Source organism: Arachidicoccus sp. (genome assembly GCF_050436765.1).
In the GTDB taxonomy this organism is placed as follows: domain Bacteria; phylum Bacteroidota; class Bacteroidia; order Chitinophagales; family Chitinophagaceae; genus Arachidicoccus.
On sequence record NZ_JBNQGD010000324.1, the window covers coordinates 1 to 13,047 of the forward strand.

Here is a 13,047-nt window from a genome sequence, read left to right on the forward strand (position 1 = left end):
CACAAAATCAGAGTATTATATTAGTTGGTTGGATTGGTTTACATACTTAAAGAAAGACAAAAAACGGGACATTTTGTTTGGTACAAAAACCCGGTTATCGTCGGTTCTTTGGTAGTAATTGTAACCATTATTTTCAACATCATCTTCTTCTAAAACAAAAATATTATGGAAAACAATAGTTTGGATTTACGCGTAGTTATAGGATTGTTCTTTATCATTATTAGTATTCTATTGCTTATAGCGTCCTTTGTAACCGCTAATGGAAGCGAAACAAATAGAATTACAGGAGTTATATTTTTAGTATTTGGTATTGGAATGTATGCACTCAGCAAAATTAGAAAAATGAAATAATATCATTTTGCTATCTATGCGTTTTGCCGGAAAGTCAGAAAGTGAGAGGGTTAACAAAATTCCATATTACCCGTTTCACAAGGAACTTGGAGGGAAATTCTTTTGATGGACTATTTTAATTATAAATGAAATTGTGACATTCCCCTCTGTCATGAAAAAATCCGAAGTTTTTAGCTTCGGATTTTTATTTTATTAGACAAAACTATTTCAAATTAAATACACGCTTTACTTGGTTGTAGTCTTTAAAATCAACATTGGCAGTTTGTTGCACCATTGAAGACGGAATAGAAACAACTTTAATCAAAATAGACATATTAGGTGCAGGATCTGTAGACGAGCCTATCGCTTGTATAGTTACACCATAAGCGCTCGAATTAGGATCTTTATCAAAAGTTGCATAAAAAGTATAGATATTATTACTAGTACTCAGTAATTCGTAAGAAGCACCATTGTCAAAGGAAATATAAGCCCAATAAGCGCCATTATCATGAATATCTTGGTCAAAAGATGATAAGTTTACACCATATGTATAATTGCCATTACTTCCCTGCCAATCGCTTGCTTTTATTGTAAATAGTTCCGTCAATGCTTGCGAGCCGCTACCATCACTGCTATCATGAACGGTTTTTGTACAATTTGTAAAAAGTAAACCAACGCCAATAAAGGCTGCTACAGCGAATAAAATCTTTTTCATAATTATTGTCATTTTGTTGTGAATGTAATAAAACGATTAACATGAATCGTGCCTTTTTTTAAATTAAAGACAATTCTAAGATTGGATAGGTTTTATTAAGAAAAGATTAATACCTACCGGAAAAAAATATAACCTATAGCAATAGCACCTATCACACCCAGAATGTCAGCCGCTAACCCCACCCAGACAGCATAACGCACTTTTTTAATACCCACGCTACCAAAATATAAAGCGATAATATAAAAAGTGGTATCGGCTGATCCATTAAATGTACAAGACAATTTGCCGACGAAACTGTCTGCACCATATGTTTGCATCGTATCAATCATCAAACCTCTGGCACCACTACCGCTGAAAGGCTTCATAATAGCTACCGGTAAAGAAGGAACAAAATCAGTATTCAGACCCATTGCGTGAATTGCATAACCAATTCCATCGGTAATATAGCCTAATGCACCACAATCTCTAAAAACCCTGATTCCTACCAGCATTGCAACGAGATAAGGGATAATTTTGATAATAACTGTCCATCCATTTTTAGCACCGTCTATAAAAGCATCGAATACGGAAACTTTTTTAATGGCGCCTGCAACAATAATTAATACAACCACTAATAATAATACAAGACTTCCGGTAACTTTGCTAAACAACTCTTTATTGGCAACACTCAATTGATTTACCCCTAATAACAATGCAACAATAAAGGCAAAGATGCCGACAAGCCAACCCACTAATACAAAATCCCACTTCAACCTTTGTTTGATACCGGTAATTAAAATAGCCATTACAGTTGTAAATACCGTTCCCAAAACACAAGGGATAAAAATGCTCGCAGCCTCATGAGAACCAGCAGCCAGGCGATAAGCAATGATGGACAAGGGGATTAAAGTTAGCCCACTGGTATGTAAGACAAGAAACATTATTTGTGCGTTACTGGCAGTGTCCTTTTGTGGATTTAATTCTTGCAAACTCTCCATGGCCTTTAATCCAAAGGGGGTAGCAGCATTGTCCAACCCCAGCATATTTGCAGAAAAATTCATCACCATCTCCCCCATTGCCGGATGATTTTCCGGCACTCCCGGAAATAATCTTTTCATAAATGGATTTAATGTCTTAGCCAAACGCCTGATAGCCCCGGCCTGTTCGGCAATATTCATTATGCCCAAAAAGAAAATCATCGTTCCAGCTAAAGGAAAAGCCACCTGCGTTACTGACGTTGTTGCACTATCAAAAATCCCATCAGTTAATGTTTTAAATATTTCGGTATCTCCCAAAAAGACACACTTGATAACTGCAATGATAAATGCAATTACAAAAAATGCAATCCATACAATGTTTAATGCCATTTTATAAGGATGAGAAATGAATGAAGAGTCATTGTTGGTCCAAATATAAAATTTTATTAGTTACTTTTATGTTTCTGCACCAATTAAAAATCACGTCTCCAATGTCATTGACCAGAAAACTCTTTTTAGTATTATCCCTATTTATTTTAAAAACTTCTTTTGCTCAAAAGCAATACCAACGAATGGTCTGGCACGAAGAGTTTAATTACACCGGTTTACCAGACAGCAATATATGGAATTATGAGAATGGATTTATCCGCAATCAAGAATCCCAATATTATACCCAAGCGAGAAAAGAAAATGCCTATGTGCATGGGGGTTGTTTAGAAATAAAAGCCATTAAGGGTGACTATCCTAATAAGTTTTACATAAAAGGTAGTTCAGACTGGCGTAAGAAAAATCCAACCGCAAACTACACCTCTGCCAGTATCACTACACATCATCTGCATATGTGGCGATACGGCAAAATTGTGGTGCGCGCCAAATTACCAAAGGGCATCGGCGTATGGCCAGCGATATGGATGCTTGGCGAAAAAGGCAACTGGCCCTTTTGCGGAGAAATAGATATCATGGAATTAATTGGAAAAGAGCCGACACATATTTATGGAACAGCGCATTACGCTGCAGACAACAAAAGCGGATACAAATCAAGCGGTGGAGTAATTTCTATAAACAACTTATCGGAAGCTTTTCACGACTATGCGATACAATGGAATAAACATAGTATAAAATTTCTAGTAGATGATAGTGTCTACCATATATTCAAAACCTCGGCTGCAAAATTCAAAGGCGTAAATCCATTTAGAAGAAAATTCTATTTATTACTCAACCTCGCACTGGGTGGTTCCTGGGGTGGTCCGGTAGGTAAAAATGTATTACCTCAAAGTTTTTTAATTGATTATGTGAGAGTGTATAAATAAGCCGGGAAATAACCGCTTGCATTTATAACCAAATAATCAGATTTTCAAATCATTAAATTAACCTACTTTTGCAGCCAGAAAATCGTATATCATTATTCACAAATCATAGATAAAAATGGCTTTACAGGCAGGTATCGTAGGACTTCCAAATGTGGGAAAATCAACATTATTCAATGCATTAAGCAGCGCTAAGGCGCAGGCGGCCAATTTTCCATTTTGTACCATTGAGCCAAACATAGGTGTTATTACAGTACCCGACCAGCGGTTAGTAGAATTGGAGAAATTGGTTAACCCACAACGTGTAGTTCCCACTACTGTTGAAATTGTGGATATCGCAGGATTAGTAAAAGGGGCCAGCAAAGGCGAAGGTTTAGGAAACCAATTTTTGGGAAATATTCGTGCAACGGATGCTATCATTCATGTAATACGTTGTTTTGCGGATGACAACGTTATTCACGTTGATGGCAATGTAAACCCAGTGCGTGATAAAGAAATTATCGATACAGAATTACAGTTAAAAGATTTAGATACTATCGATAAAAAGATAACTAAAAGTGAGAAACAAGCTAAAACGGGTGGGGATAAAGACGCACAACGTGGCGTTGAAATTTTAAAAGAATTAAAACAGCATTTGGAGGGCGGCAAAAATGCACGTGCTTTTGAAATATCGTCCGAGGAAAAAGAAAAATTTCTCAACGAACTTTGCCTGTTGACCATCAAGCCAGTGGTTTATGTTTGTAATGTAGATGAAAAATCTGTTATCAACGGAAATGAGTTTACAACAGCTCTGCAAGAAGCCATCAAGGATGAAAAAGCGGAAGTACTTCTCATAAGTGCAGCAATCGAAAGCGATATTGCTATAATGGAAAGTTTTGAAGACCGTCAAATGTTTTTGGAAGATATGGGACTACATGAAAGCGGCGTAGCAAGACTTATTCAGGCAACCTACAAATTATTAAATCTGGCAACGTATTTTACTGCCGGTGTCCAAGAAGTACGCGCATGGACCATTACCAAAGGCTTTATCGCGCCACAAGCAGCAGGTGTTATTCATTCCGATTTTGAAAAGGGATTTATTCGTGCAGAAGTGATTAAATACAGCGATTTCTTAAAATACAAGTCAGAAGCAGCTTGCCGGGAGAATGGCAAACTAGCAGTGCAGGGAAAGACCTATGTCGTAGAAGATGGTGACATCATGCACTTCTTATTTAATGTATAAGACTTACAGGTTATAAAAAAATCCGAAGCAGTGACTGCTTCGGATTTTTTTTATGAGAAAATTTGAGTTGATCAAAATTTGTAACCAATGCCTAAAGAAATGGTACTCATGCGAATTTTAGAACCTCCATCTCCATTCTCTTTTTTATTAATCTGGCCAAATAAGGGGTTGTAACGTGCATCCACAAAGAGACCTTCGCAAATATAATATGTTGCGCCTACAGCAGCTCCTATCTGAAATGTGTTTAATTGTCCTTTTAAATTCTGAGAGAATACATACGCACCTGTCGTATCGGAGATTTTCTCTTTTCCTGCAATGTTAAAATTGAAAGTCGGGCCAGCATTAATACTCAGAGAAGGAATGATAAAATACTTAGCTAATAATGGAACATTAATTTGTTGCAAGTTTATTTTATCCTTGGCACGGCTATCGGATAGGCCATCATATTTACTATTTATATTACTATACAATGCTTCCAGTTGCAGTTTAAATTTATTGTTTGGGTTATTGGGAGAAACTTCCATTAAACCACCTCCCCAAAAACCAAAATCAGATTTTCCTTTTACAGAAAGATTCTGAACATCAGTTTTAGAAAAGGAAACATTCCCTCCTGCTTTAATACCAAAACGTACAGTTGATTGAGAGTAAGCGGCAGTAGAAAATAATACGGCAGCGACGAATAAGATTTTTTTCATAATAATAATTTTTGCAAAAAAAAGCTTTTTCGCGCAAAGAGAGACAAGCAAGTAAAAAATTATTCTATAAAATCAGTGATAATAGGTGCGAAACGAATACCCACGCCAATTTGAATAGTATTTATTTTATATTGAAATCCATTTTGAAGTGCATATTTATTTAGGCTTCCCTCATACCTTCCAAAGATATTGCTATACCGAAAATCTATAAATAATCTATGTTTCAGATAATAAGTAAAGCCTGCAGCCAGGTCAGTTTGAACATGATTGGAGTTATCTATAGGTCGGCTATAGAATTTTAACCCATTTGCCTGCGTTGAAAGGTTAAAATTAAAGACAGGTCCGGCATTTACACTCAAAGAAGGGAAGATAAAATATTTCGCCAATAAAGGGATATCGATTTGTTGTGTTCGTATTCTAAGATCTTCATAACGATTATTTATCTGCGAATAACGCGCTTCTAATTGCAATCTCAATTTAGAATCCGGTCTATTAAAAGAGCTTTCAATTAATCCACCAGCATCTAATCCGATCGTCCCCATTCCTGAACCCGAGTAGTTGGCGTCTGCCAAAACACCAAATCGGACGGTTGTCTGGCAGAAACTAACACTAGTCGTCAATATTCCTATTACGAATAGTATTTTTTTCATAATATCTTTTGACAAAAGACGACTATTTTCAGTAAAATAAAAAATATGACGATGAATCTCCTCATTTCGCTGTCCACATTTTATCAACCGTTTGCGAAATCAAATAACAACCGTTATTAAAAGCCAAACAAAGTATTATCTTTGCGCATCCAATTTTAATAACTATTAAGTAAGAGCCCTCATGAATTTATTCCTATCTCAATCCACCGAATTTCAACGTCGTCATATTGGCCCGAATGCACAAGAAACCGAACAGATGCTTGCAGCCATCGGCATCGCTTCCATTCAAGAATTAACTAATAAAACTATTCCGGAAAACATTCATTTTGAAAATGAATTAGTACTTCCGGCAAGTATAAGCGAGCAAGAATATTTGCAGCAGATATGGCAAACCGCCTCTAAAAATAAAGTTTTTAAAACATACATCGGCCAAGGATATTACAATACCATCACGCCTTCAGTCATCTTAAGAAATGTATTTGAGAACCCGGGATGGTATACACAATATACTCCTTACCAAGCAGAGATTTCTCAAGGTCGTTTGGAAAGTCTGCTGAATTACCAAACTGTTATTGCCGATCTAACCGGATTGGAATTAGCCAATGCTTCACTTTTAGATGAAGCCACTTCGGCCGCCGAAGCTATGGCGATGTTGTTTCATCATGTAAATGCACGCGACAATTCAAAGCCAAAATTCTTTGTTGATAAAGCCATATTTCAACAAACGAAAGATGTACTTGCAACCCGCGCGACACCCATCAATATTGCGCTGGAAGAGGGTGACTTTAAAAATGCTACAATAGATGAGAAATATTTTGGTGCAATTATTCAATATCCTAACAGCAATGGTTCTGTAGAGGACTATTGTTCTTTTATAGAAGAGATTCATGCTGTGGGCGGTTTTGTAGTATTGGCAACAGATCTATTGGCATTAACTTTATTGACTTCCCCCGGCGAATTGGGTGCAGATGTCGCCGTCGGATCTGCACAACGTTTTGGCGTGCCGATGGGCTATGGTGGTCCACACGCCGGCTTCTTTGCTACCAAAGACTTATTTAAACGCGGCATTCCGGGGCGAATTATCGGGGTGAGCAGAGATGCAGACGACAATCATGCCCTGCGTATGGCTTTGCAAACGCGCGAACAACATATTAAACGTGAAAAAGCAACTTCAAATATCTGTACTGCGCAAGCTTTATTGGCCAATATGGCGGCAATGTATGCTGTTTTTCACGGACCTACAGGCCTAAAGGAAATTGCGATACGTGTTGCACTTATTGCACAAACAGTGGCAGAAGTATTGAAAGAATTAGGTTATGATAATTTGAATAAACATTATTTCGACACACTCAAAATACGTGCAGACAAAAAAGTCTTACAACCAATTGCGGAAGCCCAACAAATCAATTTTAATTATTTTGACGATGGCACGGTGGGTATTTCCATAGATGAAACCACTACACAAAAAGATGCCTTAGATATTGTGTACGTTTTTGCGCAAGCAAAAGGCGCCAATCAGGCAAGTATCGTTTTTGATAATGAAGGACCCGTTTTACATGCTATTCCTGAAAACTTAAAAAGAACCTCTTCCTTCCTGACACATCCGGTGTTTAATAAGCACCATAGCGAAACACAAATGATGCGCTACATCAAGCGTTTGGAAAAGAAAGATTTGGCTTTAAATACCAGTATGATTTCTTTGGGAAGTTGTACCATGAAACTAAATGCTGCTACCGAAATGATTCCGGTAAGTTGGCCGGAATTTAGCGCCATTCATCCTTTTGTACCTAAAGAACAAGCAGCAGGTTATCAAATAATTATCGATGAGTTAAGCGATTATCTATCGATCATTACCGGTTTTGATGCCTGTAGTTTACAACCCAATAGTGGCGCACAAGGCGAGTTTGCCGGTTTGAATACGATAATGAATTATCATATTGCCACTGGCAATCCACATAGAAATATTGTATTGATTCCTATCTCTGCACACGGCACCAACCCAGCATCGGCAGTAATGGCGGGAATGAAAGTAGTCGTTGTAAAAAGTGATGAAAAAGGCCAAGTAGATGTGGTCGACTTAAAAACTAAAGCGGAGCAATACAAAGATACCTTAGGCGCGTTAATGATTACTTATCCTTCTACCTATGGTGTATTTGAGGAGAGTATCAAAGACATTTGCCAGATCATCCACGATAACGGCGGACAAGTATATATGGATGGGGCCAACATGAACGCACAGGTGGGGCATACAGCACCTGGATTTATCGGTGCCGACGTGTGTCATTTAAACTTACATAAAACCTTCGCTATTCCACACGGTGGCGGTGGTCCGGGCGTGGGTCCTATTTGTGTAAAAGTACATTTACAACCTTATCTACCGGGGCATTTTACACTGGATAAGAAGAATGCAGTAAGTGCTGCGGCTTTTGGTTCAGCGTCTATTTTATTAATCAGCTATGCTTATATCAAAATGTTGGGAGGTGACGGTGTGCGTATGGCAACAGAATACGCCATCTTAAATGCCAACTATATGAAGATACGTTTGGAAGCATTTTATCCGATTTTATATGCCGGAAAGAATGGTACTTGCGCGCACGAATTCATCGTTGACCTTCGCCCGTTCAAAACAAGCGCAGGCATTGAAGCTGAAGATGTAGCCAAAAGGCTGATGGATTATGGCTTTCATGCGCCTACGATGAGCTTCCCTGTTCCGGGAACCATTATGATTGAACCAACAGAAAGTGAAGACAAAGCCGAGCTAGATAGATTCTGCGATGCGATGATTTCTATTTATAAAGAAATAAAAGCCATTGAAATGGGTGAAGTAGATAAAGCAGATAATGCTTTGAAAAACGCACCTCATACACAACAGGTTATCTGTGCCAATGAGTGGAACCACGCTTACAGCAGACAGCAAGCGGCTTTCCCATTAAGCTATGTAGCGGAAAGTAAATTCTGGCCATCAGTTTCCCGTATCAACAATACCTATGGTGATAGAAATTTAATTTGTACTTGTGAACCTTTAGAAAGTTATTTGGAAAATTAAATAAATATTTTACACCCCATTCGTTGCGTAATTCATTTAACTGGTTGTCAATATCATTAACAGGTTGCTTGGACATAGCTCCTTTGTATTTTACTGCCCAATCAATTTGAGTATCCGAACTGTGTCATATCTTCTCTTACACAGATAAGCTGCAAGACTTCTAAGTTCAGTAATAACCTTACCGCTTTGATATTGAGTATATCTATAGTAACTGTTTGCATAATTTCAACTTTTATCTTCTCAAAATTAGACAAGTTTCTGGACACATCTTCTTAAGACAAAAAAGCGAATCTTATCAATTGACTTTTTAAATATTTTTTATTTTCTAAAGACACGCAATAACCAAACATTGACATTCAGAAACTTTGCAATTTAAAATAAGTATGAATAAAGCGTGTTTTTAGGTCTAAATAGCAATCTCCAAAATTAAAGGCACAAAAGTTCTCTATAAAATTTACCAATAACAATACAATCTTTTATAAATACTATCTTGTCCCAAAAAATTACTTCGAATGCAGACTTCCCTATTACAAACCAAGAAACATTTTTTTGCATTAGACGGCTTGCGTGGTATAGCTGCGATATGTGTTGTAATTTTTCATTTTTCAGAATTTATATATCCAAGCGATAGCCTGAGCCCTATTGGTCATGGTTATTTGGCGGTAGATTTTTTCTTCTGTTTATCAGGCTTTGTCATAGGATACGCTTACGACGATCGTATACAAAAATTAGGCATCAAGCAATTTTTTATTTCCAGGTTGATACGCCTGCATCCCCTAGTAGTGATTGGTTCTATTTTCGGTTTTTTGTTTTTTATTTTTGAGCCCTCCAAAGCCGTGGATTCCTATGGCGTTGGAAAACTTATATTTCTTCTTTTGTGTACCACTTTTCTTATTCCATATTCGGGAATGGATAATCGGTACAATAATAATTTCGGGTTGAACTGCCCGGCCTGGTCGCTATTTTGGGAATATATCGCCAATATTGCGTACGCGATCATTCTAAAAAGAATTAATAAAAAGTGGCTGACCTTAGTCGTTTTTGTGGCAGCATTAGGATTGTTGTGGACGGGCTATCATGCCGGAGATATTGCCGGCGGCTGGAGCGGTAATAATTTTTGGGATGGATTTGCTCGCATTGGTTTTTCATTTTCGATGGGATTGTTACTCTATCGTTTGCGATGGAAATCAAAGAAGCAAATAGGTTTTATACTATTGACTATTTTATTAATGGCTACTTTTTTTGCACCTTTTATAAGCAAATGGAATTGGCTTATAGAATGTTTAATCGCTATTTTGATTTACCCCGCTTTAATAATTTTGGGCACAAACGTGGCACAAAATAATATCGCCCAAAAAGTGTGCAAATTTCTAGGCGATATCTCATATCCACTTTACATGACGCACTATTCATTAGTTTGGTATTTTGGCTATTATCACGAAAAAAATAAATGGAGCATATCTCAGTCCTGGTGCATAACGGCTGTAGGGGTTGTACTGGTTATTTTATTTGCTTATGCCGTTGAAATACTTTTGGATGCCCCGATAAGAAAATATTTTTCCAATAAACGAAAGGAAAAACTCGCTTCTTATAAAACAAGCGAGAATCGTTCCCTCTAAATTCCTTATTGAGAACTGCATTTTCCTGTGAAAACTTTTTTACCTCCACAAAAAGATATGATTTGTCAGCTGGAGTAAAAAAAATCGAAGATCTGGAAACAATAGATATTATGGGCTAAGGAAGAACAATATTTAATTATGCAGGAAATTGGATAAGCGCCCGACAGTCAAACACAGGAGTTTAAACTCAATTTTAAAGCGAATAATGGGAATTTTAAAAACAGTGTGATTATTAAGATATCAAAAAAATAAAAATTTGCAGCGTATCTTTAAATAGATTTGCAGCATGAAAAAAATCATCATTGCTATCGACGGATTTTCCTCCTGCGGAAAAAGCACAATGGCAAAGCAATTAGCCAAAGAATTAGGTTATGTATTTATAGATAGTGGCGCTATGTATAGGGCTATCACTTTATATTTTGTAGAAAACAATATTGATTTAGCCAATGACGCGGCAATCGCTTCAGCGATTGAAAAAATCAATTTAAAATTTGTTTTTAATAATGAAGCCGGCAAGAGCGATATCTATCTGAACGGCGAAAATATAGAACAAGCCATTCGCTCTATGTCCATCAGTAACAGCGTAAGTGAAGTCGCGGCTTTAGAGAAAGTGCGGACTTTTGCCGTAGCAGCACAACAAAAAATGGGCGTCGAGAAGGGGATTATTATGGATGGTCGAGATGTGGGAACCAATGTATTTCCGAATGCCGAATTAAAGATTTTTATGACGGCAAGTGTAGATGTGCGCACAAAAAGAAGATATGATGAATTGGTCGTAAAAAATCCTGAACTCACCTTAGAGGAAGTAAAAGAGAATTTAGAAAAAAGAGATTTAATAGACACTACCCGAAAATTAAATCCGCTTCGAAAAGCTGATGATGCAAGGGTGTTAGACAATTCCAATTTAACCATGGAAGAACAATTGGCCATTGCAAAACAATGGGCCGATGAAGTCTTGGAAGTCCCTGCGCGTTAAAAATCACAGTGGCCGTATCCAAATATTTCTAAAGCTAATAGGCTTGCTCTTATCTCCATGTGCCTGTAGTTTTATAGAACAAAGACTTTGTCTCGCATTTGCATAAGACGGATGTCCTATATACAAAGTTGGTCCTTCTAATGTAAAATTATTTTGCACCAATACGCCATTGAAAAAAGCGGTAACCCTTGCTTCTGATTTCAAAGAGCCGTCTTTCTGAAAACAAGGAGCAGTCCAAATAACATCGTAAGATTGCCAGTCTCCAGGTTTTCTGTTAGGATTTACCAAAGGCGCATTTTGCTTGTAAATAGAACCAGCCTGACCATTGGTATATGTTTTATTGTTGTAGCTATCTAAGATCTGCATCTCATAACCATCATCACCGGGTCCTGTAGAGGCCAAAAACAATCCACTATTCCCTCTCTCCTGCCCTTGCCCTTGAATATCTTTTGGTTCTCGCCATTCAATATGTAATTGGTAGTCCCCGAACTTTTGTTTAGTTTGGATATTTCCTGCCTTTTTATTGACAATTAGAATTCCATTTTTCACGATCCAATTTGCGGGTTTATCTGGATTATCGGCATCTTCCCATTTATCCAGATCTTTCCCATCAAATAAAATAATGGCATCAGAGGGTGGTTGTCCTATTGTATTGCCGGGTGTAACAACTGCCGGAACCGGCGTATATAACTCAGTATCTTCCGGCTTCTGAGCTGAAGCAATCCCAAGAAATAAAACGGCGCAAAAAGACAGAGCAATCTTCTTATTCATAATTTATTTTTTAAAAATATTCTTTTATGCTTATGTATTTCGTGAAAATAAGTAAAAATAGCGGGAAATGAAATTAAAAAAAATGCCAATTCTTCTATTGAATCAGCATCTTTTAGAAAGTAAACCAAACCCTTTGTCTATAAAGAAACCCCTCGTTTCCAAGGAATAAAATCATCTTGATTTAATAACACTGCTTTGGGCACCAATTCTCCGCTTGCAAACTTGATGCAGTACTCGAGAATTTCTTCACCCATTTCATGAATCGTTTTTTCGCCGCGAATAATAGCTCCCGTATCAATATCTATAATATCTTTCATCTTATTGGCTACTACAGAATTAGTAGCCACTTTTATCACCGGGCAAACAGGATTACCTGTGGGTGTACCCAGCCCTGTTGTAAACAAAATCAACGTAGCTCCAGCAGCAGCTTTTCCCGTGGTAGCTTCTACATCATTGCCTGGCGTACACACAAGGCTCAGCCCATTTTTTGTGGCCGGCTCAGTATAGTCCAAAACATCTTCAACGGGCGAAGTACCGCCTTTTTTTGCGGCACCAGCACTTTTGATGGCGTCGGTTATCAGCCCATCTTTAATATTGCCGGGCGAAGGATTCATATAAAACCCCGAGCCTACGCTTTCAGCCCTATCGTTATAAGTGGTCATTAGGTTGATAAATTTTTCTGCAGCTTCTTTATTTACTGTCCGATCAATCAAGTTCTGCTCTACACCACAGAGTTCTGGAAATTCGGCTAACAAGATCT

At 37.6% G+C, this 13,047-nt stretch carries 11 protein-coding genes and 1 pseudogene; 6 read left to right on the forward strand and 6 right to left on the reverse strand.

What is annotated here, in order from left to right; translation table 11 throughout:
• Positions 1–165 precede the first annotated feature (165 nt).
• Positions 166–351, forward strand: a complete 186-nt coding sequence (locus ACQR30_RS13980; RefSeq protein WP_429736168.1) for a hypothetical protein — start codon at positions 166–168, stop codon at positions 349–351.
• Positions 352–553: 202 nt separating this feature from the next.
• Here ACQR30_RS13980 and ACQR30_RS13985 read toward each other — a convergent pair whose 3' ends face one another.
• Entirely contained in the window at positions 554–1,045 is a 492-nt protein-coding gene (locus ACQR30_RS13985) for a hypothetical protein (RefSeq protein WP_429736170.1), read from the reverse strand.
• A 113-nt stretch (positions 1,046–1,158) separates the two neighbouring features.
• Positions 1,159–2,391 (reverse strand): nucleoside recognition domain-containing protein, encoded by a 1,233-nt coding sequence (locus ACQR30_RS13990; RefSeq protein WP_429736172.1) that lies wholly within the window; start codon positions 2,389–2,391, stop codon positions 1,159–1,161.
• A gap of 101 nt (positions 2,392–2,492) precedes the next feature.
• Here ACQR30_RS13990 and ACQR30_RS13995 point away from each other — a divergent pair, with 101 nt between their 5' ends.
• A complete protein-coding gene (locus tag ACQR30_RS13995; RefSeq protein ID WP_429736174.1) occupies positions 2,493–3,311 on the forward strand; it encodes a glycoside hydrolase family 16 protein in 819 nt (272 codons plus the stop codon).
• Between the two features lie 115 nt (positions 3,312–3,426).
• Positions 3,427–4,530, forward strand: a complete 1,104-nt coding sequence (gene ychF / locus ACQR30_RS14000; RefSeq protein WP_429736176.1) for a redox-regulated ATPase YchF — start codon at positions 3,427–3,429, stop codon at positions 4,528–4,530.
• Positions 4,531–4,601: 71 nt separating this feature from the next.
• Here the strand turns inward: ychF and ACQR30_RS14005 are convergent, their stop codons facing one another.
• Together ACQR30_RS14005 and ACQR30_RS14010 are read right to left on the reverse strand one after the other, a co-directional pair.
• The gene (locus ACQR30_RS14005) at positions 4,602–5,225 is read right to left on the reverse strand and encodes a porin family protein (protein ID WP_429736178.1); all 624 of its coding nucleotides are present in this window, start codon (positions 5,223–5,225) and stop codon (positions 4,602–4,604) included.
• 59 nt (positions 5,226–5,284) lie between these two features.
• The gene (locus tag ACQR30_RS14010; RefSeq protein ID WP_429736180.1) at positions 5,285–5,875 is read right to left on the reverse strand and encodes an outer membrane beta-barrel protein; all 591 of its coding nucleotides are present in this window, start codon (positions 5,873–5,875) and stop codon (positions 5,285–5,287) included.
• Between the two features lie 181 nt (positions 5,876–6,056).
• Here ACQR30_RS14010 and gcvP point away from each other — a divergent pair, with 181 nt between their 5' ends.
• The 3 genes from gcvP to cmk all read left to right on the forward strand — a co-directional run bounded on the left by gcvP (position 6,057) and on the right by cmk (position 11,516).
• Complete coding sequence (gene gcvP, locus ACQR30_RS14015) at positions 6,057–8,921, forward strand: aminomethyl-transferring glycine dehydrogenase (RefSeq protein WP_429736182.1); 2,865 nt, start codon at positions 6,057–6,059, stop codon at positions 8,919–8,921.
• Positions 8,922–9,433: 512 nt separating this feature from the next.
• Positions 9,434–10,540 carry an acyltransferase family protein gene (locus ACQR30_RS14020; RefSeq protein WP_429736184.1) on the forward strand — a complete coding sequence of 369 codons (1,107 nt, stop codon included), beginning with the start codon at positions 9,434–9,436 and terminating at the stop codon, positions 10,538–10,540.
• Positions 10,541–10,826: 286 nt separating this feature from the next.
• Positions 10,827–11,516 carry a (d)CMP kinase gene (gene cmk / locus ACQR30_RS14025; protein WP_429736186.1) on the forward strand — a complete coding sequence of 230 codons (690 nt, stop codon included), beginning with the start codon at positions 10,827–10,829 and terminating at the stop codon, positions 11,514–11,516.
• A 3-nt stretch (positions 11,517–11,519) separates the two neighbouring features.
• Here the strand turns inward: cmk and ACQR30_RS14030 are convergent, their stop codons facing one another.
• Positions 11,520–12,287 (reverse strand): 3-keto-disaccharide hydrolase, encoded by a 768-nt coding sequence (locus tag ACQR30_RS14030; protein ID WP_429736188.1) that lies wholly within the window; start codon positions 12,285–12,287, stop codon positions 11,520–11,522.
• Positions 12,288–12,424: 137 nt separating this feature from the next.
• Positions 12,425–13,047, reverse strand: a pseudogene (locus ACQR30_RS14035) (altronate dehydratase); the annotation flags it as partial.

Bases quoted from the DNA above. Each gene is read 5' to 3' on its own strand.
- cmk (WP_429736186.1), top strand. From the start codon at position 10,827: ATGAAAAAAATCATCATTGCTATCGACGGATTTTCCTCCTGCGGAAAA.
- ychF (WP_429736176.1), top strand. From the start codon at position 3,427: ATGGCTTTACAGGCAGGTATCGTAGGACTTCCAAATGTGGGAAAATCA.
- ACQR30_RS13990 (WP_429736172.1), bottom strand. From the start codon at position 2,391: ATGGCATTAAACATTGTATGGATTGCATTTTTTGTAATTGCATTTATC.
- ACQR30_RS13985 (WP_429736170.1), bottom strand. From the start codon at position 1,045: ATGAAAAAGATTTTATTCGCTGTAGCAGCCTTTATTGGCGTTGGTTTA.
- ACQR30_RS14030 (WP_429736188.1), bottom strand. From the start codon at position 12,287: ATGAATAAGAAGATTGCTCTGTCTTTTTGCGCCGTTTTATTTCTTGGG.
- ACQR30_RS14020 (WP_429736184.1), top strand. From the start codon at position 9,434: ATGCAGACTTCCCTATTACAAACCAAGAAACATTTTTTTGCATTAGAC.
- ACQR30_RS13980 (WP_429736168.1), top strand. From the start codon at position 166: ATGGAAAACAATAGTTTGGATTTACGCGTAGTTATAGGATTGTTCTTT.
- ACQR30_RS13995 (WP_429736174.1), top strand. From the start codon at position 2,493: ATGTCATTGACCAGAAAACTCTTTTTAGTATTATCCCTATTTATTTTA.
- ACQR30_RS14005 (WP_429736178.1), bottom strand. From the start codon at position 5,225: ATGAAAAAAATCTTATTCGTCGCTGCCGTATTATTTTCTACTGCCGCT.
- gcvP (WP_429736182.1), top strand. From the start codon at position 6,057: ATGAATTTATTCCTATCTCAATCCACCGAATTTCAACGTCGTCATATT.
- ACQR30_RS14010 (WP_429736180.1), bottom strand. From the start codon at position 5,875: ATGAAAAAAATACTATTCGTAATAGGAATATTGACGACTAGTGTTAGT.